The organism is Arthrobacter sp. UC242_113, assembly GCF_044054585.1.
Classification (GTDB): domain Bacteria; phylum Actinomycetota; class Actinomycetes; order Actinomycetales; family Micrococcaceae; genus Arthrobacter.
In genome coordinates, this window is the sequence record NZ_CP171968.1 from 2,172,962 (window position 1) to 2,197,035 (window position 24,074).

The following is a 24,074-nucleotide window of genomic DNA, read 5'->3' on the forward strand; positions in this document are numbered from 1 at the left end:
GCGGCTGTCCGTCAGCTGCTGGGTGTGGGCGTCGGCGTCGCGGACGGCGAGGTCTGGCTGCTGGCCGTGCCGGTGCTGCCAATCCTCGCCTCCGCGTCGAGCGCTTTCTTCAGTGCCGCTGACAGCTTCTTCTGCTGCTCGCCGTACGCCGCAAAGTCGCCCTTCGCCAGCGCCTCCTGGCCGGCCTTGATGGCGGCGTTTGCTTCATCCAGCGCCGCCTTCAGGGCCGCCTTGGCGTCCGCCGCGGGGGCCGGAGTGGCGCCTCCGCCGCCGGGCGGTGCGGGCGTCTGCCCGTTGTTGTCGGAGTCACCGGCAGTCGCTCCGGACCGGCCGCCGAACAGCTGGTTGAGCGCCTCGTCCAGGGTGGGCGCGAAACCGATCTTGTCGCCAAAGGCCACGAGCACCCGCTGCAGCGTCGGATAGGACGTTTCACCCGTGGACTTGAGGTACACCGGCTGGATGTAGAGCATGCCCCGGCCCGCAGGAAGCGTCAGCAGGTTGCCGTTGAGCACATCCGATGCGCCCTGCCGCAGCAGGTTCAGCGCCTGCGAGACGGTGGGATCCGAGTTGAATTTGTTCTGGGCCTGGCCGGGGCCGGGCACCTGGGCTTCGGGCGGAACCTGCAGCAGCCGGAGCTGCCCGTAGCTGTCCGCCTTGACGCCCTTCTTCGAGCCCGCGTCGGAATCCGCCGCGAGGAAGCCGTAGAGGACGTTGCGGGCGTTGTTGTTGACCACCTGCGGAATGTAGGACGACGTCAGCTGGAAGGCCGGTGCCTTCTGGTCCGGCATCTGCAGTGACATGTAGAACGGCGGCTGCTTGACCTCTTCGGACACTGTGGGGTCGTTCGGAACGCTCCACGCGTCGTCGTTCTTGTAGAAGCTCACCGGGTCCGTCACGTGGTAGCGGCCCAGCAGCTCACGCTGCACCTTGAACAAGTCCTCCGGGTAGCGGACGTGGCTCATGACAGCGGCGGACATCTCCGAATAGGGCTTCAGGGTGGAAGGGAACACCTTCTGCCAGGCCTTCAGGAGCGGGTCTTGGTCGTCCCAGGCGTACAGAGTTACAGAGCCGTCATAGGCGTCAACCGTGGCCTTGACCGAGTTGCGGATGTAGTTGACGGAGCTGTTGGGCAGTGCCACGTTGCGGCCTGCGGTGGTCTGCGAATCCGTGGTGGCGTCGGAGAGCTGTTCCTGCTGCGAGTACGGGTAGTACTGGCTGGTGGTGTAGCCGTCCACGATCCACTTGACCCGGCCGTCAACGACGGCGGGATAGGCATTGCCGTCCACCGTCAGGTAGGGCGCCACCTTCTGCACGCGTTCACGCGGGTTGCGTTCGTACAGGATCTGGGAGGCCTCGTTCACGCCGTCGGACAGCAGCAGGTCCGAGGACTGGAACTTGATTGAGTACAGGACCTTGTTGAAGAAGCTGCCGACGTTCGGCCCGCCGTTGCCGGTGAAGGTGTACTGGGTCTCGCCGCCTTCCTTGGAGGCCGGGCGGTCCTGCTCACGGTGCGGCGCGCCTTCCGGGGCACCCACGATCGAGTACTCCGGTGAGTCCTCGCCGAAGTAGATGCGGGGTTCGTAGGTCTGGTCATTGCCGAGGACGCCGGTGGACGGAATGCCGGACTGCAGGAATTCCGGCTTTCCGTCGGCCGTGAACTTGTTGCCCTTCGCGGCGACCACGCCGTAGCCGTGGGTGTAGACGATGTGGCGGTTCAGCCAGGACTGCTGGTCGGCGGCGAGGCCGTCCGGGTTCAGCTCGCGCACCGCGATGACGGTGTCCTGCATCTTGCCGTCCACCATGTACCGGTCGACGTTGAGCGCCTTGGGGAACTGGTAGTACGGACGGAACTGCTCGAGCTGCGAGAAGGCGTCCGAGATCAGGTTGGGGTCCAGGAGCCGGATGTTGGCCGTGGTCTGGGCGTCCGGGGCCAGGGCGCCGGCGGTGGTGGTGGTGGTGGCGTTGTACCGCTCCACCTTCACCTGGTCCAGGCCATAGGCTGCCCGGGTCATGCCGATGTTGCGCTCGATGTACTTCCGTTCAAGGGTCTGCTCGGAGGGGCGGACCTGGAACTGCTGGATGACCCACGGGTAGACGCCGCCGGCAAGGATGGAGGTGATGACCAGCATCGCCGTACCGATGACCGGAAGCCGCCACTTGCCGATGACGGCTGCGACGATGAAGAGGATGGCCACCAGTGCCGCTGCCACGGCCAGGATCGCCTTCGTGGGAATGACGGCGTTGACGTCGGTGTACAGTGCGCCGGCCCAGCGGCCCCCGCTGTTCTGCAGTGCGGAGTAGCGGTCCAGCCAGAAGTTGATGCCCAGCAGAATCAGGAACGAAGCGCCGGTGACAGCGAGGTGGATCTGCGCGGCGCGGCTGGTGAAGATGCCGCGTTCCATGATCCTGATGCTGCCGTAGAGATAGTGCGTGAGGATGCCCGCGATGCCGGCTACGATGGCCACGCTGATCAGGAACCCGGTGACGAAACCCAGGAACGGCAGCGTCATCAGGTAAAAGCCGATGTCCAGTCCGAATTCCGGATCGCTCTGGCCGAAGGACTCCTGGTTGAAGAACAGCATGACCTTTTGCCACTGGCTGGAGGCGGCGCTGCCGGCGAAGAGCCCAAACAGCACAGGCAGCCCGATCATGACCACACGCCGCACGGGCTCCAGCTGCGCCTGGTAGCGGTTGAGGTTATCCCGGATCTCGGAGTCCGGCGCATAGACGGGCCGGGCGTGGTAGGCGATGCGGATCGCGTAAAACACGGCCGCGAACATGAGGAGGAAGCCGACGGCAAATATGCCGATCCGGGCCAGGTTCTCCGTCAGAAAGACTTCGAAGTAGCCAAGCTGCTGGTACCACAGGACGTCCGTCCACACGTTGGCGAAGAAGATGAACCCGACAACAACGAGCGCAACGACGATGAGCGTGGGCGTCAAGGCACCTCGCCTTGTCTGGAGTTTTCCGGGCGGGGTGGGGCTGGCAGGACGGGACAAACTCGTACCTCATAGCTTTTGTCAGTTGCTTGTATTAAATTTTAAGTTTTCAGTGGAACGCCTGCATAGCGCCGGCACCGGCTGTCAATAAGTGCCACGAGCGGACCGGGGCCTTAGTTCCTCGATTTAGTCTAGTTGTTGGTGCAGCCCGGAAGGCCCGATGTGTCCGCGCCCTTGGCGGCCAGTTCGACGGCCGATTTTGCCTCGTCCAGGTTTTCCACCTTGACCACCTGCAGCCCGTCCGGAATATGCCCCACAACCTCTGCACAGTTCGCCGCCGGGGCCAGGAACATGGTGGCGCCGTCGGCCCGGGCACCGTGCATCTTCACGGCGATGCCGCCGATCGGGCCCACCACGCCGTCGGGGCTGATGGTGCCGGTCCCCGCGATGTGTTTTCCGCCGGTGAGATCCCCGGGCGTCAGGGTGTCCATGATTCCCAGCGCGAACATCATCCCGGCGCTCGGGCCGCCCACTTTGTCCAGGGATATCTTCACGTCGAACGGAAAAGTAAAGCGGTACTGCAGCAGCACGCCCAAGATGTACCGTCCGGACGGGTTCTTCGCCGGCGTCACGGTTTCCGTGACCTGCTTGCCGTCCCGGCTAACGACGACGACGGCCGGCTTTCCCTTTCCGGCAGCCAGTTCGTCCTGGATCACCTCAAGTGACGAGACGGGTTTGCCGTTGATGGAGGTGAAGACGTCACCCTTGCGCAGTTTGCCCTGCGCGGCCGACCCCTCGGACAGATCGGCCACTTCGAGCTTCTGCGTGTAGGCGATATCGAGCCCCTTCAGGGCCGCCGCCACCGCATTCTCCTGCGATGTGGCCATGGCCACGGCACTCTCCTGCTGCGAGCTTTCCTTGGTCACACCCGCCGGGAAAATCAGTTCCTCGGGATACACCGCCTTGGAGCCGTCCAGCCAGGCCGAGAACGCCTCGAAGACGCTGACGGGACCGTTGGGGCCGCCGTCGACGTAGACAGTGGTGAGATCGAGGTTTCCCTTGGCCGGGAACGTCTCGCGGCCGGAAACGCTGATCACCGGCGTCGCATTCTCCGTGCCGAGGGTGTTGAACGTCGGCCCGGGCGATTCCACCACATACGGCACCGGCAGGACGGCGGCCGTCACGCCCAGCCCGAGCGCCAGGAGCCCGGACAACGTCATGGCGGAGATGCGGGGATCCCTGCCCCGGGCACGCCGGGACCTGCGGGCGTCCCCGGTTCCGTCGGGATTCCCGCCACCGGCGGCGGGCGCCGGGGACTCCTCTGCGGGCTGGCCGCCCTTGGTAATCGTCACTGAAGGACCTCTCCGCACCGCGTCATTCAGCGCTGCACCGCGGCCGCAGCCCGGCGGACGGCCGGGGCGCAGCCTACATACGTTCCGGCTTCTAACAGTACGCGTCCGGGCCTGCCGTTAGCTCTTTGCCTACAGCGAACGTCACCGCATTCGGCAGACAGCCGCTCCCGCACAGGGGTAGCGTGAAGTTGATTAATAGTCACACCGACGATCGGCGGGATCATGACCTCCAATCCACTCAATCCGTCCAATGGCGACGAAAATCCAAAGGATCCGCTAGCGGAGATGCTGCAGAACCTCATGGGCGGCAAGGGCCTGGGTGACATTGACCCCGCAGAACTGGCCAAAGCAGCCGGACTGCCGAACGATCCCAACCTGCTGGCCCAGATGTTCTCGCAGGTGCAGGCCATGATGAGCGCGCCCTCGGAGGGCCCGGTCAACTGGAAGCTCGCCCATGACAACGCCCGGCGCGTCGCCGCGGGCGAGTCGGACCCCTCGGTCACATCCGCGCAGTCACGCGAAGTGGACGAGGCGCTGCGGCTCGCCGAACTGTGGCTTGACCAGGTCACCGACCTGCCAGCTACAGGCCTCATCGGAAAGGCGTGGTCCCGCGCCGAATGGGTGGAGGAGACACTCGGCACCTGGAAGCGTCTGACGGAGCCCGTGGCCAACAGTGTGGCCAACGCCCTCTCCACCGCCATGACGGAGCAGATGCCGGAGGAGATGAAGTCCATGATGGGCGGCGCCTCGTCCATGCTGCAGAACGTGGGCGGTGCCATCTTCGGGATGCAGCTGGGCCAGGCCATCGGGGCCCTGTCCACCGATGTGGTCAGCTCCACGGACATCGGAGTTCCGTTGGCCGATCTGGAGATGGCGCTGCTTCCCGGCAACGTGGCCAAGTTCGGCGAAGGCCTCAGCCTTCCCGAAAACGACATCCGGCTCTTCCTCGCCGTCCGCGAAGCCGCCCATGCCCGGCTGTTCGTCCAGGTTCCGTGGCTGCGCGGGCACCTGCTGGGTGCCATTGAGGCCTACGCCCGCGGCATCCACATCGACACGTCCCGGATCGAGGAGCTGGCGCGGGACCTCGACCCCAGCAACCCGGAAGGGATCCAGGAGGCCCTCTCGCAGGGCGTCTTCATGCCGCAGCGCACGCCGGAACAGGACCAGGCCCTGCAGAAGCTGGAGACGGCCCTTGCCCTCGTCGAGGGCTGGGTGGACGAGCTCACCGCCGCCGCCACGGAGAAGGTCCTCCCGTCTGCTGCAGCGCTCCGCGAAACGGTGCGCCGCCGCCGGGCCACCGGCGGTCCCGCGGAACATGCGTTCGCTTCCCTCGTCGGGCTGGAGCTGCGGCCCCGCCGGCTCCGCGAAGCCGCCACGCTGTGGGCGTCACTCAAGGCCGAGCGCGGCATCGACGGCCGCGACGCCATCTGGAAGCATCCGGACCTGCTCCCCACCGCCGAGGATCTTGACGATCCCAAGGGATTCAGCGAACGCCGCAAGCTCGCCGAGGCCAGTGACAGCGAAGTGGACGATGCCCTTCAGAAGCTGCTGAACGGCGGCTTTGACAGCCCCGCCGAGGGCGACGCCGAGAAGAGCGGCGACGACGAAACCACCGAAGGCGTGGACGGCGACCCTAAAAAGACCGACGGCGACGAAGGCTCCGCTCCGAAGAGCTAGGCGTATCCGCTGGTTGAGCTAGTCGAAGCTGACCACTGGTTGAGCTTGCCGAAACCTGGTTTCGACAAGCTCAACCAGCGGGGGTCTGCTCAACCAGCGGTCTTTAAAGAGCCGGTTCTGCTTCGCCTGCCGGCAGGCCGCGCGACGTGGCAAACGACACGCCCTCCAGGAAAGCCTTGGCACGCTCCGTTTCGGGGTATGCCTCCAGCAGCTTCCAGAACGCCGCGTTGTGGCCTGCCACCAGCAGGTGCGCCAGTTCATGCAGCAGCACGTAGTCGATGACCCACTGCGGCATGGGCCGGAGCTTGTCCGAAAGCCGGATGGACCCGTCCGAGGGGGTGGCTGAACCCCAGCGGGAGTTTTGGTTGCTGACCCACCGGACCGACGTCGGGGCCGACCTGCCGCCCAAGTACTTGGCCGAGAGTTGAGCCGCGTGCGCGGCCAGCGCCGCGTCCGAGGCAGGCCGCCGCCCCGCACCGCTGGAACGCTTCTCCCCCTGGGTCCGGAGCTTCTCCAGCATCCGGTGAACCCAGTCCGCCTCCTGCGCCCGGCTGAAGTGGGCGGGGATGGCGACGACGGCGGTGCCGTTCTCCCAGAAGGCCGCCACCGTGCGGCGCCGGCGGGCAGAGCGCCGGATCTCAACCGGAGCCCCGTCATGGGTGACTAATGGAGTGCTGGTCACTTGTTTTCCGGGCATCTGTTTTCCGGGCATCAGAGTGTGCCGCTTTCCGTCAGCACCGCGAGGACTGCCTCGCCGTACCGCTCCAGTTTGGACGGGCCGACGCCTGCGAGCCGGGCCAGTTCCTCGAGAGAGGACGGCCGGGCTTCGGCGATGGCAGTCAGGGTTGCGTCGGTGAAAACCACGAAGGCCGGGACATCGGCGGAGTGTGCGACCTCTTTACGCCATTCACGGAGCGCGTTGAAAGTCTGCTCTTCATAGCTGGGCGGGCACTGGCTGCAGCGGCCAACCTTCCGCTCGGCCCCGCTGGACAGCATGCTGCCGCAGACCCGGCAGGATGCGGGGGCGGCCGCCTTGCGGCGCGGCGCGGGTCCCCTCCCCCGCGCGGCCGAGCTGGCCACGGAGTCCGGGCGCAGCCCGTCGAGGAAGCGGGACGGTTTCCGGTTGGCACGCCCACCTGGGGTCCGGGCGGTGGACCACGAGAGAGACAGGTGCTCGCGGGCCCGTGTGATGCCGACATAGAGCAGCCGGCGTTCCTCGTCCACCGCGGCGGGATCATCCGCGAAGGAGATGGGCATGAGCCCTTCGCTCAGCCCCACAAGGAAAACCGCATCCCATTCAAGGCCTTTGGCCGCGTGCAGGGACGCCAGCGTGACCCCCTGGACGGTGGGGGCGTGCTGGGCAACGGAGCGTTCTTGAAGTTCGTTGACGAAGTCGGCCAGGCCGAACTGCGGCCCGCGGTTTTCCGCCAGCTCGTCCGCCAGAGCCACCAGCGCGGCTAGGGATTCCCAGCGTTCCCGCAGGGCACCGCCGCTGTGCGGGGCGGTGTCCGTGTAACCCAACGACGCGACGATGTCGCGAACCAGCTGGCCCAGCGGCTGGGGCTCGGACTCGGATACGGCACGGGTGGCCGCACGGAGCTGGAGGATCGCGTCGCGGACCTCCTTCCGGGCGAAGAACCGCTCGCCGCCGCGCAGCTGGTAACCGATCCCGGCCGACGCCAAAGCCTGCTCGTAGGCCTCCGACTGGCCGTTGGTTCGGAACAGGACAGCGATCTCACTCGCAGGCACGCCGTCGTCGAGGAGTGTGCGGATCTTGCCGGCGACCGTCGCAGCCTCGGCCTCGTCATCCGTGCATTCCGTGAATTGCGGCAGCGGTCCCGGGGTCCGCTGGGCCACGAGCTTCAGCGGGGCAGCCCAGGCAGCATCGGCCGCCGGTCCGCCGCTCCGGCGCGAGGCGAGGAGATCGTTGGCCAGCTTGACCACTTGCGGAGTGGAGCGGTAGTCCCGGACCAGCTTGACCACGTTCGCGTCCGGGTACTGGGCCTTGAACCCTAGGAGGTGCTTCGGGGATGCGCCGGTGAACGAGTAAATGGTCTGGCTGGCGTCACCTACGACGCACAGCTCGTTGCGGCCGCCGAGCCAGAGCTCCAGGAGCCGCTGCTGCAACGGGGAAACGTCCTGGTATTCGTCCACCACGAAGTGCCGGTACTGTTCCCGGACCGTCGCAGCTACCTTGGGATCTTCCTGCAGGATGCCCACAGTAATCAGGAGGACGTCCTCGAAGTCGATGACGTTGCGGTCGGTCTTAACGTCCTCATAGGCCTGGAACACGCGGGCCACGGCCGTAAGGTCAAAGCCTCCCGGCGCGCCTCTGTCCTGCGCGTTTTCCAGGTAGTTGGCGGGCGTCAGCATGGATACCTTGGCCCACTCGATTTCCGACGCCAGGTCGCGGATGGAGGCACGGTCGGTGCTCAGCCGAAGCCGGCGGGCGGCCTCGGCGATCATCTGTGCCTTGTGGTCCAGCAGGTTCGGCAGCGCTCCGCCTACCGCCTGCGGCCAGAAAAACTGGAGCTGGCGCAGCGCGGCCGCGTGGAACGTCCTGGCCTGGACGTTGCCAACCCCAAGATCGCGGAGCCGGCTGCGCATCTCCGCTGCCGCCCGTGCCGTAAATGTGACCGCCAGCAGCCGCTGCGGACTGTAGACCCCCGAGTGCACGCCGTAGGCGATCCGGTGGGTGATGGCTCGCGTCTTGCCGGTGCCGGCTCCGGCGAGTACGCAGAGCGGGCCGGTCAGGGTGGTGGCCACTTCCCGCTGCTCCGCGTCGAGGCCGCCAAGGATCCGGTCCTCCAGGGAGGCGTTGCCATCAGGATTTTCTGTCGTCACTTCTTGCTGCTTGCTTCATGTGGATGGATGGGCTGCTCCGCCATGGTGGCGTCGACGGTGTGGATGTTGCCGGCCGGTTGTGCTAGTCAGTCGTCAGCCGGACGGTCCTGGATCACGCCGCCGTACCAGTGCTCGATGAGGGACCTGGCGATGGACAGCCTGGTGGAGATGGTAATTTCGCCGCTGAGCACTGCCTCCTGGAGTTCCTCCCGGCTGAACCAGCGCGCCCTGGTGACCTCGACGCCGTCGGGCTTTGCTTCTGTGTCATCGGTGACGGCTGTAAAGCCGAGCATAAGGGACGCCGGGAACGGCCACGACTGGGAGCCGAGGTACTGGCATGCCCTGACCCGCACACCCACCTCTTCCTGGATTTCACGGACGACGGCCTGTTCGAGGGATTCCCCGGGCTCGACGAATCCGGCCAGCGTGGAGTAATTCTTCGCGTCCAGCGGACCGCCACCGCCCAGCAGGACGCGGCCGTCCGGGCCAACCACCGTGACAATGATGGCAGGGTCCGTGCGCGGGTAGTGTTCGGAGTTGTCGGCCGGGCACCGCCGGACCCATCCGCCGGCCTCCACGTCTGTGACGGCCCCGCACCGGGGGCAGTGGGTGTGGGTGGCGTGCCAGTTGGCAATGGCACTGGCCTCAACGAACAGGGCGGTGTGCGTCGCGTCCAGTTGCGCGGCGACGTCCCGGAAGCCTTCCCAGGTGGCATCAGCGGGCAGGCCCACCGTACCGGGGTCCACCGGTTCGGGCAGAATGAAGAGCAGGACACCCGTTCCGGCGGGCAGGTCCTCGGAACCAAGGGCCGCGCCGAGGTAGATGGCGTGCGCCGGGCCGGACGCCACCCCCTCGAGCCGGGCCAGCAGCGGTCCGGCCTCTGCCAGGACGAGCGCGTCCCCGTGGACCAGCGCATGCCGGCCGGACAGGAGCATGGCCTTGGCGGTTCCCGCCGCCAGCAGGTCCGGAATAAGGCCTGGCCGCATCCGTTCAACCGACCCCCGGTTGACCATTGCGGGCCGAACCGGCAGCACGGTGTCGAAGAGATGGTTGGCCGGCAGTTGGCCTGCCGGCAGCTGGTTTTCCGTGATGGCGCCCGCCGCTTGACCGACCGGCGCAGCGGCCTCCGCATGACTCATGTATCCACCGTACTGACTCGCAGTGACAATTTACATTTCGGGAGGGCAGCGGCAGGGCCCGGACAGTGCTTTTCCACTCGCCGTGCGGCACCCATATTTGGGCGGATCTCAAGACTCGCCGCGACACATCATGGTCTTGGACGCCGCTCAACTTACCGTGGAACCGTGAGAAGAGAACCAATCGAACTGGCAGCTGTGGCCACCGCGGCAGTCCCCGGACTGAGCCCGACGGCAGTGAGCTCTGCCCCGGATGACCCGGCAGACTTTGATTCGGCCCTCCTTCTTGATGCCGAAGGCAAGCGCTGGCGCGTCCGCTCACCCCGGCACGCCGAAGCAAGCACCAGGCTGGAGACCGAGTTCCTGGTGCTGCGCGCCTTCGCGCCCGCCATCCGGGCCGAACTGCCGTTTCTCATGCCGACCGTGGCCGGCACTGTCCGGCAGCAGAACCTCACCACCTTCGTGTACTCCCACCTCCAAGGCACCACGCGCACCGTTGAGGAGCTGACGGCGGGCCCGCAGGAGCTGGCGAAGGAGATCGGCACCGCCCTGGCAGCCATTCACGACCTGCCCCGCGCGCTGGTGAGCAACGCCGACCTGCCCAGTTACACGCCGAACGAATTCCGGCAGCGCAGGCTCAATGAACTCGACATGGCCGCGACCACGGGCAAGATTCCGGCCCTCCTGCTCCGCCGCTGGGAGCACGCCATGGAAGACGTCTCACTGTGGCGCTTCAACCCCTGTGTGGTGCACGGCGACCTGCACGAGGACAACCTGCTAGTCGACGGCCACCGCGTCACGGCCGTGACCGGCTGGACGGACCTGCGCATCGGCGACCCCGCCGACGACCTCGCCTGGCTCGTGGCATCCAATGAGCACGAATTCGTCGAAGCCGTGGTCAAGCACTACACCGCGAAGCGCCGCGACGCGCCGGACACGCACTTGCTGCGCCGCGCCGCGCTCTCGGCCGAGTTTGCGCTGGCCCAGTACCTGGTCAAGGGCATCGCGGCGGCCGACGCCGACATGATCGCCGAAGCCGAAGGCATGCTTTCCACGCTGGCCGACGACATCGCCGAATACGGCGGCCAGCCCATCAGTGTGGAACCGCTGCCCCCGGCCAAGCCCGACGCGCCGCCAACCGGCCAGGCGGCGGCCGCTCCCGGTCTCGTGGATGCCCCGGCAGCCACCGACATCTCGGAGGCCATGCCCGCGGTCCACGTCACGCCCATTCCTGTTGACGTGACGCCGATTCCGGTCGAGGTGACGCCCATCCCAGTCGAGGTGACGCCGATCCCGGCCGACGGGGAGAACGCCCAGGGCAGCACCGACGAGCCGTCAGGGCATGACGCCTCGCGTGACGCAGCGGAGGATGACGCGGCGCAGAATGATGCGGTGGAGGATGCCGACGCATCTGACAGTGCCGAATCCACCGTTTTGGAAGACGGGACCCAGGACGACGTCCCGGCCCCGAAGCCCTCCGGCGCCGACACCTCCACTGTTGCCCTCACGGTGGTCGACGCGAAGACGACCTAGCCTTCCCGGGCGGCCTGGCCGGGAAGCGCATCCCAACCGGCCAGCCTGCCCAGCCGGCGGGCGCTTCCTAACCGGCGAGGGCGGCGGCCACGATCCCTTCGAGTTCGGCGTCGGAGGCCAGGTCGTGGGGGCGCACCACATGGTTGTCAGCCACGTAGAAGAAGGCAGCCCGCACCTCCTCCACCGGGACGCCCTTAAGCCTGGCCCAGGCCAGCCGGTAGACAGCCAGCTGCACGCTCTTGGTCTTCAGCTGCCCTGCGGACGGCCGCCGTCCGGTCTTCCAGTCCACGAGGTCCCAGCCGCCGTCGGCGTCCCGGAACACGGCGTCAATGCGGCCCCGGACAACGACGTCGCCGATCCGGGTCTCCACGGGGACCTCCACGTAGGCGGGCGATCTGTGTGCCCAGCGGGAATCCTTGAAGGTGGCCACCATGTCGTCGAGGCCGTAGGCCTCATCGATGTGGTTGTCAGAGCCGGGCGCTTCGCCGAGGTCCAGCATTCCCGCCGTGCCGAAATACTCTTCCACCCAGGCATGGAAGGCCGTTCCCTTGCGCGCGGACATCCCCGGTTCGCGCGGGACAGGCCTCCTGAGCCGCTGTACGACGGCTTCGGCGTCCTCCCCCAGGTCCACGAGGGTGGACGCCGAGATGTGCCCGGGCAGATGAACGTCCCGGCTCCGTGCCCGCCTCAAGCGCCGTTCCAGAAGGAGTGCGGCTTCGCGTTCCCAGCCTGCCGCCTGGGGACGGAGCCCCTGGCCCGCGGGGAGCCCTGGCGTACCGGCTTGGACCGCGGCGATCTCGGCGAGCAGCCGCCCGGCGGCACGGTCCATCGCTTCCCGCCGTCCCGGCACAAGCCGCAACCGGTTCCCGCTGCGGGGGTCCACAGGTCCCTCCAGCGGATCGTACGGCCAGGCCGCCACCTCCAGCTCCCGGGTCAGGGGACTTTCCTGGGGCAGGGATTCCTCATCGACTGAGCCCGGGTGGATTTCCGCAGTTTCCTGTTCTGCCAGGGGCGCCAGCTCGGCGAGGAACGGCGACATCTCCGCCATCCCGCCGCGGGCGCCCACCCAGGCCCCACTGGAAACCCAGAGCACGTGCTTGGCCCGGGTGTAGGCAACGTAGGCCAGCCTGCGTTCCTCCGCCTCGCCGTGGGCCTGGACGTCGGCTTTGAACACCTTCTCGGCGTCCAGCCAGCCCTTCTGGTCCGGCTGGTCCAGATCCCACTGCGGAAGATCGGCACGGTCGCCGCGCAGGGGCCAGGGCAGGGCCGCGGAGCCGCTGCTCCACCGCGAGTCACGGCTGCTGGGGAACGCGCCGGAGTTCAGGCCGGGCACGAACACGACGTCCCATTCGAGCCCCTTCGAGGCGTGCACCGTCAGCAGCTGCACGGCCTCGTGGTTGACGTCCGCGGGCGGCACGTCCAGGCCGCCCTCCTCCGACGCCGCCGCTTCGAGCCACGAAAGGAAGGCCAGGACGTCGACCCGGTGGGATGTCTGCAGGAACCCGGCGGCCGCGTCCTGGAACGCGTCCAGGTTCCGCCGCGCCTGGTGAATGCTGAACCCGGGCCTCGCGGCGACCTCGATGTCCAGCAGCATGGCCCGTTCGACCTCGCCCAGCAGGGTGGTCAGGTCTTCCCCCATCAGCGCCCGAAGCTGCCGCAGCTCCGAGCCGAGGCGCTGCAGCCGCTCCAGTGCAGGAGGGGTCAGGCTGCGGCCGTGCGCCGACGTCCACCCTTCCTTGGGAAGCCAGTCCAGGGCTTCGACGAGGCTTGCGGCGTCGGTGATGTCACCCTCGATAACGACGTCGGCGGCCTCCGCTTCCTCGTCGCCAGACGGATCGTTTCCGCCCAGGCCGCGGCCGCTACCGACCGTGCCGCGGCGCCGGGCCAGAAACGCGGACCAGTCCCGGAACGCCATGAGGTCAGCCGGACCGATCCGCCACCGGGCTCCAGCCAGTAGCCGCATCAAGGAATCCGACCGGCCGGGGTCGGCCAGGACCCGCAGCGTGGACACCAGGTCCACAATCTCGGGAGTGTCCAGCAGCCCGCCGAGGCCCACGATTTCGTATGGGATCCCAGCGGCTTCGAACTCCTTGCGGAGGCATTCCATCTGTGCACGCCTGCGGCACAGGACGGCCATGGCAGGCTGGATGCGCGGTTCCGAGGAGGAACCGTCGAAATCCGTGGCCCGGAACCTCCGGAGATCCTTGGCGATCGCCGCTGCTTCATCTTCATCGGTGGCAAAACGGCCGATCACCACCCGGCCTTGCACCGCGGCGGGGCTGGGCCGCAGCGCAGGCACCTCCACGGCCGCGCTGGAGGACCTTTGCCCTGCAGGCCCGGCCTGGGCCGCGGCGGCGCTGAGTGGCGCCGAGATGAGGTTGGCCGCGGCCAGGATATTGCGCCCGTTCCGCCAGGCAGTGGTGAGGTACGAAACGGGTGCGGGACGCCGGGACGCCTTCCCTGGCTGGATGTCCTCGCAGACCGGAAACTCGTTGACGAAGTGGAACAGCTGTCCGGCGGACGCCCCCCGGAAGCCGTAGATGGACTGGTTCGGATCACCCACGGCCGTGACAGCGTGGCCGTCCCCGAAGAGCCTGGAGAACAGCACCAGCTGGGCGTGCGAGGTGTCCTGGAACTCGTCCAGCAGCACCACTTTGTAGCGCTGGCGCTCCATCTCGGCGGCCAGGGGCACCTCGCGGGCCACGCGTGCCGCGAGCGCCACGAGGTCACCGAAGTCCAAGGCGCCGCGTGCTCTCTTGGCTTCCGCGTATCGCCCCACGAGCTCTGCCACACTTGCGCGTGTCCGGAGCATGGCTCCGAGTTCGCCGGCAGCCTGGCTGGGGTTCTTCTTTGCCCCTGCCGCGTACGGCAGGGCCTCGAACTCGGCGAGCCGCTGCATCAGCCAGTCCTGGACGCCGTCCGGTTCCTGGAGGTGTTCGGCACACTCCCCCCGCGAGCTGGATGACGGCTTTGACGAGGGTGGACTTGGCCACCCTGAAGTGCGAGTACTCGCCGTCGAACGCCTCAACCACCTCGCTGGCCAGCTGCCAGGCCTGCGCGCCGCCCAGCAGCACCACATCCCGCTCGATGCCGAGCCGCAGGCCGTAGTCGGAAACGATGCCGCTGGCAAACGAGTGGTAGGTGGAAACCTTCGGTTCCAGGGCATCGGCGCTAAGCAGTGCCCCTGCCACGGCACTACCAGAGTTGCCAGTGCCGGCGGCGTCACCGGCGGCGGTCCGCTGCAGCGCACTGAGCTTGGCGCGGATGCGGCTGGCCAACTCGCCGGCAGCTTTCCGGGTGAAGGTGACACCGAGGACTTCCTCCGGCCTGACCCAGCCGTTCGCGACCAGCCAGACGACGCGGTCGGCCATGGTGGCGGTCTTGCCCGAGCCCGCGCCGGCGATGACGAGCCTGGGTGCAAGCGGCGAGGAGATGATGGCCGACTGTTCCGCGGTGGGCAGGTTTTTCTCACCCAGCAGGACGGTCAACTCTTCGGGACTGAATCTGGGCTCGGGCAGCTCCGCGGTCCGGCTCATTCGGTGACCTGCTTTCCCCGCGCACACAGCGGACATACCTCCGGCAACCGGCAGCCGTGGCCGCCGAAACCGGCCTTGGCGGGATCGTGCCTTGCCTCAAATTCGTGGCCGGACATCACCGCGGCTGCGTCGTTCACCATTTCCATGGCCCAGTTGTCCGCCGGGTCCAGCGGATCCTGGTGCTGGATGCCCGGAGTCTTGGTGGTTGTGCCCAGCTGGGCCAGCACGGCGCCGCCGGGCTGCGGATCAGCCTCAGATGCGGCGGTGGCACCAAAGCCGCCGGCCAGAACGGCCGCCTGGTAGGCGCCCAGCTGCGGGTGCCTGCCCAGTTCGGCCTTGCCCGGCTGCCGTTTGCCCGTCTTTAGGTCGACGATCACCAGCCGCCCCTCGCCGTCGATCTCCAGCCGGTCCACCTGTCCGCGCAGGACGGCTGACCGGGGCCCTTCATCGGTGGGAACATCCCCGCGTGTCACAGCGGCGGGCTCGGGCAGATTCACCTCGAAGTCCTGTTCGACGCCGGCCAGCCGCCGGCCCTCGCTGCGCATGACCAGGATGTACTGCGCCAGTTTCCGGACCATGGCCTCCGCCCGGCGGAAGTCCAGTTTGCCTTCCCAGTTGTCCTTCATGCCCAGGGCCGGCCAGCGCTGGACGAGTTCGGCAAGGTATTCAGCTCCGCTGGCATCGGGAAGGTCCTGGGCGATGGCGTGCACCAGGGTGCCGAGGCTGCGGGCGAAGTCCGTGGCCGCCTCGCCTCCGGCGGCCTGGACGAACCAGTCCAGCGGCGATTTCTGCACCGACTCCACCTTGGACGGCGAAACGTAGACGGTGCCGCCCGGAGGCACCACACGGTCCACGGATGTCAGCGGGGCCAGCCCCCACCAGGTGTCCGGATGGGCTCCTGGAACGGGCGGCTCCGCCGTGGCAAGCCGGGCCAGGACACGCACGGCCTCATCCGCCTCTGCGGCCAGCCAGCCGTCCAGCTGGGCGTACTGGCGGAGTTCGGCCACGAGCGCACGCAGCGTCAGGGGCCGTTCCACGGGGGTGTAGCCGCGCCCTTCCTGGTCCGGCAGCAGCGGCGCGACGTAGTCCAGGAAGGAGGACGGCTGCTCATCTTCCGACGACACTGCCGTGCACAGCAGCACGTCCTTGGCCCGTGATACCGCCGTGGAAAAGCTGCGGAGTTCGTCGTAGCGGATCTCCCGCAGCCGGCTCAGCGGGCCGAGCTGGAGCGCATACTCCACGCCGTGTTCGACGGCGTCCGCGAACAGTGTGCTGCCCAGGAGCTCGCCGCGGAGGCGGGTATTGGGCCAGACGCCCTCCTGCAGGCCGGCGACGATGACGAACGGCCATTCCCGGCCGGCGGCGCTGGCAGGTGTCATCAGCTCGACGGCGTCGTCAACCTGGGCCCGCGCCGCCAGGGTGTCCATGGGCAGTTCCTGGTTGAGCAGGTATTCGAGGAACTGTTCGGGGCCGGATCCGGGCATCTGGTCCACGTAGCGCTCGGCCGTGTGGAACAGCGCCATCATGGCGTCCAGGTCCCGGTCAGCCCGGGCTCCGACCAGCCCGCCTGCAAGGGCGGCGGCCGTCCATGCTGCCGCGAGGCCGGTGGAGTGCCAGAGGGCCCACAGCACTGTCTCTGCGTTGGACCCGGGTTCGGCAACGGCCTTCCGCCCGGCCTGGATCATCCGCGCGACCCTGCGGGCCGAGCGGCCCTCGATGCCGAGTGAGCCGAGAGCTCCGGGTTCAAGGAGCGCCTCCACGAGCAGGGAATCGCTGGAGCGGCCGCCGCCGCCGAGCAGCTCCTCCCGCCGCAGCGACTGGCGGAGCCGGCGCAGTTCAAGGGACGTGGCCCCTCCAATCCGGGAAGTCAGCAACGACACAGCGGATTCCGGCGTGAGGACTTCCGGATCCAGGGCCACCGCATAGGCGTCGAGCAGCGGACGGACGGCCACTTCATCGCGCACGGCGGATTCAGCCACCGGAATCCGCACCGGAATCCCCTGGCCGGAGAGGTAGCGCTGCAGCTGGCCCAGCTGGCCGCCGTTCCGGACAACGACGGCAATGTCCTCGAACGACCGCCCGTCCCTGAGGTGCGCCTCGAGAATTCTTTGGGCCACGTATCGCTGCTCATGCACAGCCGAGGGCAGAAGATGCGCTTCCACGGTGCCGCCCGCCGGCGGGGTGGCACCAGCGGGTTCCCCGGCAGTATCAGCAGGGTCGGAGCCAACCGGGTCCAGACGGCGGGCGAGCTGGCCGCCGGCCCGGAGGGAAATCCGGTCCGCCACCCCAAGCCAGGCCCGGGCCACCGCCGGCCGATGGCGGTGGGCGCGGGACAGCGGCTTCTCAACGACTGCCAAGTCGTCGCCGCCGAGCAGGCCAGGCAACTCGGCCACGAGGTCCGGCCGCGCTCCGCGGAACCCCTGCACCACAGTGTCCGGGGCGGACGTCACGTAGACATCCTTGCCGGCGGCCACATCGGCCAGGAGTTCGAAGACGGCGGGATTGGCCTCCTGGATGTCGTCCACAAGAATCAGCTGGAGACGGTCGCGTTCGGCCGCGAGGAAGTCCGGGAAATCCTGAAAGAGCTGGCGGGCTGCTGTGATGATGCCGGCGGGATCGAACGCCTCCGGCATACGGAGGTCGAGGACATCGCGGTACTCGGCATACAGTGCCGCAGCGGCGATCCAGTCCGGCCGTCCGCAGGCACGGCCAAGGCCGGCGAGGTCCTCGGCGGTGCGGCCCGTCTCTGTGATCCGGTCGAAAAGCTGGCGGACCTCGTGCCGGAACCCGCGCGTAGGCAGGGCGGCCGTGAGGTCATCGGGCCAGGGCAGCCCGAGGCCCGGCAGGGCGTGGCCCTCCAGCAGTTCCTTGATGATGAGGTCCTGCTCGGGGCCTGACAGGAGCCGCGGCGCCTTCGACAGCGGCAGGAGCCCTTCCGCCTTGGCACGGCGGATGAGGTCGAAGGCGTACGCCGCCCAGGTGCGGGCCGGGGTGGTGCTCAGGCTCCGGTTCAGCCTGGCAGTAAACCGGTCCCGCAGGGTGTCGGCCGCAAGGCGTCCGGGGGCGAGAATGAGGATCCGCTCGGGGTCCACCCCTTCCGCCTCCACCCTGCGTATTGCCGCTTCGATGAGCACCGTGGATTTGCCGGTGCCGGGCGCTCCGGGGACCAGTACGGGGCCAGCTCCCCGGGGCACTTCCACGGCTGCCCGCTGGTCCGCTGTGAGGACCGGAACGCGGGAGTGCACCTGGCGAGGGGGCAGCAAGCGAAGACCCGCAGGGCGAAACGGGGCGGCGGAGAAAGAGTCCGCGTGGTCTTGCTCCGAAGTGAGTGTGGAAGCCTGGTCGGCGGAAGTCTGATCGAGTGTTGCGGTCACACGGACATTCCATCACCCGGGACTGACAATTTTCGCAGCGACGCTTCCAGCCGCCCGGCAATAACGTCCAGGGCGTCAAAATCGGCGTCCGACGGCGACCACCGCGCGGCGGCCAGATCCACGCGCCACCGTCCTTCACCGGTCCTCGCAAACTCCCGATAGTCCCCGCGCAGGGGTGTGCCCTCCTGCACGTAGTGGCTGAGGGCCTCGGACTCATGGCCGTCCGGGGCCAGTCCGCTTGCGCGCAGCACGCGCCACCACGGCACGCCACTGCCGTAATGGCTCAGCACGGACCCCACCTGCCGCGGGCCCCCGGAACCAAGAAGCTCAGCGACGTCGCCATAGGCCACCGCCGAACCGGCCGGAATGAGGTCAACCACCGCCAAAACCGCCTCCACGTACTCCGCCCGCATGCCCTCAGACTATCGGCCGGCACGCAGCGTCAGCGGCCAGGACGGGCGCCGTGTGCCTCTTCCCACAGCGTGTCTTCGCACACCCTGCCGGACACGCGCGGGGCAAGGACCTTGACTGTCGGTGCCTCCGGGTAATTTGGAGCCATGAGCACTTGGAACACTCTCCCCCGGGCCGCGTTCGACCTCGAAACCACGGGACGCAACTCCCGTGCCGCCAGGATCGTGACGGCTTCTGTCACCGTGGTGGACAGTTCCGGGAACGTGATTCACGAGCACGAGTGGCTGGCTGATCCTGGGGTGGAGATTCCTGTTGAGGCCAGCGACGTCCACGGGATCACCACCGAACACGCGCGCAGCCATGGCCGGCCTGCGGCCGAAGTCACCAAGGAAGTCGCTGCCGTGCTCCAGGGGCTTTTCGACGACGGCGTCCCGGTGATCGCGTTCAACGCCAGCTACGACTTCACCGTCCTGGCCGCCGAGTCGGCCCGCTACGGGGTGCCGCAGCTGAGCCGGTTCCCCGTCCTGGACCCGTACATCATGAACAAGCAGGTGGATCGGTACCGGAAAGGCAAGCGGACGCTGACCGCCCTGTGCGAGGAGTACGGCGTGGACCTGGAAAACGCCCACACATCGGCCGCGGACGCGTTGGCAACGCTGCGCATGCTCGATGCCATGGCAGGCAAGTTCCCTAAGCTGAACATGCCGGCCAGCCAGCTGCACCAGCTTCAGGTGGACTGGGCCGTGAGCCAGGCTGCCGACTTCCAGCAGTACCTCCGCAAGACCAAACCCACCGCCGTCATCGAGGGCGACTGGCCGGTACTGCCGCCGGAGGACGCCAGCCGCGGCGGCTTCTAGCTCCAGACGGCGGTAAGCCGGAGGACATCGCAGGAAAAGAACGGAAGTCCTTGGGACGAAAATCACAGCACCCGGCAAAAGCCCCGGGCAGCTATCCCGCCGTCATCCTGATTCAGGAAGCACCGTGGGGGCCGCCATTCACGCGGTCCGCAGGCTGGATCAGCAGCCAATAGTGCGGCATTAGGACAAAGGCCCGAACATTGTTCGGAAGTGGCTGGCATTTCCCTGCGCTGACATAATTTAGTTCAGAACCGTGCTTGTGCTATGCCCTGCCCAAGTCCTACCTCCTGAGGATAAATGATCACAGTCACCGACCTGCGCAAGGTCTACCGTCAGGGGAAAAAGGAAGTGGTGGCCCTTGACGGGGTATCGCTTTCTGTCCCCAAAGGCTCCATCCACGGCATCATCGGCCATTCCGGAGCGGGCAAGTCCACCCTGGTGCGCTGCCTGACACTGCTGGACCGCCCGACGTCGGGGTCGGTCAACATTGACGGTACCGAACTGAGCTCTGTCAGGGACTCGGAAATCCGCGCCGCCCGCCGCCGCATCGGCATGGTCTTCCAGCACGCGAACCTCATGGATTCGCGCACGGCCGTCGGAAACGTGGCCCATCCCATGGAACTGGTGAAAGCGCCGAAGGACAAGATCCGGGCCAAGGTGGCCGAGCTCCTGAAGCTTGTGGGCCTCGAAGGCTTCGAGAATGCCTACCCCTCCCAGCTTTCCGGCGGACAGCGCCAGCGCGTTGGTATCGCCCGCGCCCTGGCATCGGACCCGGATGTCCTGCTGTGCGACGAGCCCACGTCCGCGCTGGATCCCGCCACCACGGATGAAATCCTCGACCTGATCCAGGACCTGACCCGCCGCCTGCAGCTCACGGTGCTCATCATCACCCACGAGATGCACGTGGTGAAGCGCGTCTGCGGGTCCGTGTCCCTGCTGTCCAAGGGGCGGGTCATCGAGTCAGGTCCGCTCGCCGAGGTAGCCTCGGACCTGGACAGCAAGCTGGCGCGTGCACTTCTGCCCCTGCCGGCGTCGGAACCCATCAAGGGTGCGCTCCAGGCCGGGCCGGTACTGGAAATCCTCTTCTCCGGCGACGGCGCCAAGGAGCCCGTGCTCACAGGAGTGGCACGGCATTTCGACATTGACCTGAACGTTCTTGCCGGCAGCGTCGAAACCCTCGGCGGCCAGCAGTTCGGCCACCTGCGGGTCCAGCTGGGCGAGGACGCCGACCGCGACGCCGTCCTGGCCTACCTCCGCAGCCGCGGCATCAGCGCCAAGCTGGCCGGCTCCACCGCCGACGAGGCGGAACTGGCTGAATTCGCCCCGGCGGACACTGACTTCGCCGCCGAGACGGGAGACTCCAAGTGAACGAGATCTTCAGCAACCCTGTCCTGGCCAAGGCACTGCCGGAGGCTATCGTCGAGACCCTCCAGATGGTGGGAATATCTGCCTTCTTCACCGTGCTGGTCGGACTCCCGCTCGGCGTCTTCCTGCACGTCACCGTCCCCGGCGGGCTGCGGCCCATGCCGGTGGTCAACCGGATCGTCAGCGACATCGTCGTGAACATCACCCGATCCATCCCCTTTGCGATCCTGATGGTGGCCCTGATCCCGCTCGCCCGGCTCCTCGTGGGGACCAGCCTCGGACCGGTGGCTGCCTCCGTTTCGCTCTCCATCGGAACCATTCCGTTTTTCGCCCGCCTGGTGGAGGCCTGCCTCCGCGACGTCCACCACGGCAAGATTGACGCTGCCCAGGTGATGGGCTCCACCCGGATGCAGGTCATCAGCAAGGTGATGCTGCCCGAATCCCTGCCCGCGCTCGTTGCAGCCGCGACCACCACCGTTGTGACCCTGGTGGGCTACAGCGCCATGGCCGGCCTCGTCGGCGGCGGCGGACTGGGCAAGCTCGCCTACAACTACGGCTTCCAGCGCTTCGACGTCACGGTCATGATCGTCACCATCGTGCTGATCATCGTCCTCGTCCAGCTCATCCAGCTCACGGGCGAATGGATCTCCCGCAGCCTGGACCACCGCTAAAAGTCTTCACGGCAGCGAGTAGCCGCTCGCTGCACCTGAATCGGATCTCCCGGCGCCGCCGTCGGGATCCAGGTTATTTCGAAAGGAACGCATCCCATGCGTAAATCACTCACCCTCCTCGCCACCGGCATCGCCGCGGCCCTGGCACTGACCGGGTGCGGCGGTTCCTCCGCCCCGAGCGCCGAGTCGAGCCAGGCTCTTGACCCGGCCAAGCCCGTCACCCTCACCGTCGGCGCCAGCCCGGTTCCGCAGGCCAAGATCCTTGAGTTCCTGAACCAGGACCTCGCCCCGAAGGCCGGCCTCAAGCTGGACATCAAGGAGATCGAGGACTACCAGACGCCCAACACGGCGCTGAGCGACGGCTCGCTGGACGCCAACTACTACCAGCACCTGCCGTGGTTCGAGGACCAGGTCAAGACCAAGGGCTACGACTTTGGCCACGGCGCCGGCGTCCACATCGAGCCGTACGCCGCCTTCTCCGAGAAGGTCAAGAACATCAGCGAGATCAAGGACGGCGCCAAGATCGCCATCACCAACGACCCCTCCAACCAGGTCCGGGCGCTCCGGGTGCTGGAAAAGGCCGGCCTGGTCAAGGACATCAAGGATGACACGTCCGTCATCAGCCTGACAGATGCCCAGAACCCGAAAAAGCTGAAGTTCTCCGAGAACCAGCCTGAACTGCTGATCAACGACCTGAAGGATCCCTCCGTGGACCTGGCCCTGATCAACGGCAACTTCATCCTCAAGGCCGGGCTCAGCACCACTGACGCCCTGGCCGTGGAATCCACCGAGAACAACCCCTATGCCAACTTCCTGGCCTGGCGCACGGAGTCCAAGGACGACCCCCGCATCAAGAAGCTGGACGAGCTCCTGCACTCCGCCGAGGTCAAGGCCTTCATCCAGAAGGAATGGCCCAACGGTGACGTGACCGTAGCCTTCTAGGCCAGCAGGACACCGAGAACCAAAAAACTCTGGCACCCGCCGCGGCGGGTGCCAGAGTTCTTTAATCAACAGAAGGTCCGACGGCGGCTTAGGCCTTCGCTGCGGCGGCCGCCTCCGCGGCGGCGGGCAATGCCTCGAAGATCCGATTCATGGCGGCGTCGTCGTGCGCCGCAGACAGGAACCAGGCCTCGAAGACCGACGGCGGCAGGTAAACACCCGATTCCAGCATGGAGTGGAAGAAGGGCGCATAGCGGAACGATTCCTGCTTCAGTGCGTCGCTGTAGTTGTGGACCCCCTGCTCGGACGTGCCGAATGCCACCGAGAACAGATTGCCCGCGCGCTGGATGGAATGGTCCACGCCGGCCGCAGCCAGGGCGGAGGACAGGGCGCCGGACAGTTCCAGCGACCGCGCGTCCACAAACGAGTACACCTCCCGCGTGGCGTGCGTCAGGGTGGCGACCCCGGCAGCCATGGCCACCGGGTTGCCGGACAGCGTGCCGGCCTGGTACACGGGTCCGAGCGGCGCGAGGTGGTCCATGACGTCGGCACGTCCGCCGAGGGCCGCCGTCGGCATGCCCCCGCCGATCACCTTGCCGAACGTCAGAAGGTCCGGGGTCCACTTCTCGGTGGCGTCGGCGGCGCCGCCTGTGAGGCCCCAGTAGCCCGAGTAGCCGGTGCGGAAGCCGGTCAGGACCTCGTCGACGATCAGCAGGGCGCCGTGGGCGGCGGTGATCCGGGAGAGGCCCGCATTGAAGCCCTCGCCCGGTGTGACCACGCCCATGTTGGCGGGCGCCGCCTCGGTGATGACGGCAGCAATGTTGGGGCCGTGCTCAGCGAAGGCGGCCTCGACGGCAGCGAGGTCGTTGTAGGGCAGCACCAGGGTCTCGGCGGCGGTGGCGGCCGTGACGCCGGCAGACCCGGGCAGCGCGAGGGTGGCCACACCCGAGCCTGCGGACGCGAGCAGCCCGTCGAGGTGCCCGTGGTAGCAACCGGCAAACTTGATCACCAGGTTGCGGCCGGTGAAGCCCCTGGCGAGCCGGATGGCCGTCATGGTGGCTTCCGTGCCGGTGGAGACCATGCGCAGCCGTTCAACGGCGGAAACACGTTCCTTGACGATGGCCGCGAGGTTGGCCTCATCGGGGGTCGAGGCACCGAAGGAGAGGCCGCGGTCCACCGCGGCGTGCACGGCATCGAGGACGGCCGGGTGGGCGTGCCCCAGCAGGGCCGGGCCCCAGGAGCAGACCAGGTCCACGTACTCCTTGCCATCGGCGTCCGTCAGGTAAGGGCCCTTGGCCGCCACCATGAAGCGGGGCGTGCCGCCGACGGAACCGAAGGCACGGACCGGGGAGTTCACGCCGCCGGGCATCAGCTGGCGGGCGCGGTCGAAAAGTTCCTCGTTGCGAGGCGTACTGGAAGTCATGGTTCCCATTCTTTCAG

Annotated in this window: 15 protein-coding genes and 1 pseudogene; 6 read left to right on the forward strand and 10 right to left on the reverse strand. The window is 67.5% G+C overall.

Going from position 1 to position 24,074, the window contains the following annotated elements; all coding sequences use genetic code 11:
- Window positions 1-11: 11 nt before the first annotated feature.
- Together ACHMXB_RS09800 and ACHMXB_RS09805 are read right to left on the reverse strand one after the other, a co-directional pair.
- On the reverse strand, window positions 12-2,999 hold the full coding sequence (locus tag ACHMXB_RS09800) for a UPF0182 family protein (RefSeq protein ID WP_395404818.1): 2,988 nt from the start codon (window positions 2,997-2,999) through the stop codon (window positions 12-14).
- Between the two features lie 131 nt (window positions 3,000-3,130).
- The gene (locus ACHMXB_RS09805) at window positions 3,131-4,291 is read right to left on the reverse strand and encodes a PDZ domain-containing protein (protein WP_395404819.1); all 1,161 of its coding nucleotides are present in this window, start codon (window positions 4,289-4,291) and stop codon (window positions 3,131-3,133) included.
- Between the two features lie 222 nt (window positions 4,292-4,513).
- On the opposite strand from ACHMXB_RS09805, the gene ACHMXB_RS09810 reads away from it, so the two are divergent.
- Window positions 4,514-5,968, forward strand: a complete 1,455-nt coding sequence (locus tag ACHMXB_RS09810) for a zinc-dependent metalloprotease (RefSeq protein WP_395404820.1) — start codon at window positions 4,514-4,516, stop codon at window positions 5,966-5,968.
- Between the two features lie 103 nt (window positions 5,969-6,071).
- Here the strand turns inward: ACHMXB_RS09810 and ACHMXB_RS09815 are convergent, their stop codons facing one another.
- From ACHMXB_RS09815 to nudC, 3 genes are all read right to left on the reverse strand, one after another.
- Window positions 6,072-6,665 (reverse strand): M48 family metallopeptidase, encoded by a 594-nt coding sequence (locus ACHMXB_RS09815; protein ID WP_395404822.1) that lies wholly within the window; start codon window positions 6,663-6,665, stop codon window positions 6,072-6,074.
- A gap of 14 nt (window positions 6,666-6,679) precedes the next feature.
- The gene (locus ACHMXB_RS09820; protein ID WP_395404824.1) at window positions 6,680-8,812 is read right to left on the reverse strand and encodes an ATP-dependent DNA helicase UvrD2; all 2,133 of its coding nucleotides are present in this window, start codon (window positions 8,810-8,812) and stop codon (window positions 6,680-6,682) included.
- An 86-nt stretch (window positions 8,813-8,898) separates the two neighbouring features.
- Entirely contained in the window at window positions 8,899-9,951 is a 1,053-nt protein-coding gene (nudC, locus tag ACHMXB_RS09825; protein ID WP_395404826.1) for an NAD(+) diphosphatase, read from the reverse strand.
- 165 nt (window positions 9,952-10,116) lie between these two features.
- Here nudC and ACHMXB_RS09830 point away from each other — a divergent pair, with 165 nt between their 5' ends.
- Window positions 10,117-11,481, forward strand: coding sequence for a phosphotransferase (locus ACHMXB_RS09830; RefSeq protein WP_395404828.1), 1,365 nt, complete (start codon window positions 10,117-10,119; stop codon window positions 11,479-11,481).
- A 67-nt stretch (window positions 11,482-11,548) separates the two neighbouring features.
- Here ACHMXB_RS09830 and ACHMXB_RS09835 read toward each other — a convergent pair whose 3' ends face one another.
- From ACHMXB_RS09835 to ACHMXB_RS09850, 4 genes and pseudogenes are all read right to left on the reverse strand, one after another.
- A complete protein-coding gene (locus ACHMXB_RS09835; protein WP_395404830.1) occupies window positions 11,549-14,380 on the reverse strand; it encodes an ATP-dependent helicase in 2,832 nt (943 codons plus the stop codon).
- A gap of 184 nt (window positions 14,381-14,564) precedes the next feature.
- Window positions 14,565-15,053: pseudogene (locus ACHMXB_RS09840) on the reverse strand (UvrD-helicase domain-containing protein); the annotation flags it as partial.
- Entirely contained in the window at window positions 15,014-18,280 is a 3,267-nt protein-coding gene (locus tag ACHMXB_RS09845; RefSeq protein ID WP_395404832.1) for an ATP-dependent helicase, read from the reverse strand. The gene ACHMXB_RS09845 and the pseudogene ACHMXB_RS09840, both read right to left, overlap by 40 nt.
- A gap of 107 nt (window positions 18,281-18,387) precedes the next feature.
- Window positions 18,388-18,804: an MGMT family protein gene (locus ACHMXB_RS09850; RefSeq protein ID WP_395404834.1), complete on the reverse strand. Its 417-nt coding sequence runs from the start codon at window positions 18,802-18,804 to the stop codon at window positions 18,388-18,390.
- A 144-nt stretch (window positions 18,805-18,948) separates the two neighbouring features.
- On the opposite strand from ACHMXB_RS09850, the gene ACHMXB_RS09855 reads away from it, so the two are divergent.
- The 4 genes from ACHMXB_RS09855 (at window position 18,949) to ACHMXB_RS09870 (ending at window position 22,637) form a co-directional block, all read left to right on the forward strand.
- Entirely contained in the window at window positions 18,949-19,659 is a 711-nt protein-coding gene (locus tag ACHMXB_RS09855) for a 3'-5' exonuclease (protein ID WP_395404836.1), read from the forward strand.
- A gap of 297 nt (window positions 19,660-19,956) precedes the next feature.
- Window positions 19,957-21,027: a methionine ABC transporter ATP-binding protein gene (locus tag ACHMXB_RS09860; RefSeq protein WP_395404838.1), complete on the forward strand. Its 1,071-nt coding sequence runs from the start codon at window positions 19,957-19,959 to the stop codon at window positions 21,025-21,027.
- On the forward strand, window positions 21,024-21,695 hold the full coding sequence (locus tag ACHMXB_RS09865) for a methionine ABC transporter permease (RefSeq protein ID WP_102971944.1): 672 nt from the start codon (window positions 21,024-21,026) through the stop codon (window positions 21,693-21,695). Before ACHMXB_RS09860 ends, ACHMXB_RS09865 begins: the two co-directional genes overlap by 4 nt.
- A gap of 96 nt (window positions 21,696-21,791) precedes the next feature.
- Window positions 21,792-22,637, forward strand: a complete 846-nt coding sequence (locus ACHMXB_RS09870) for a MetQ/NlpA family ABC transporter substrate-binding protein (protein WP_395404841.1) — start codon at window positions 21,792-21,794, stop codon at window positions 22,635-22,637.
- Window positions 22,638-22,725: 88 nt separating this feature from the next.
- On the opposite strand, the gene hemL is transcribed toward ACHMXB_RS09870, so the two are convergent.
- Complete coding sequence (gene hemL, locus ACHMXB_RS09875) at window positions 22,726-24,057, reverse strand: glutamate-1-semialdehyde 2,1-aminomutase (RefSeq protein ID WP_395404843.1); 1,332 nt, start codon at window positions 24,055-24,057, stop codon at window positions 22,726-22,728.
- Between the last annotated feature and the right edge of the window lie 17 nt (window positions 24,058-24,074).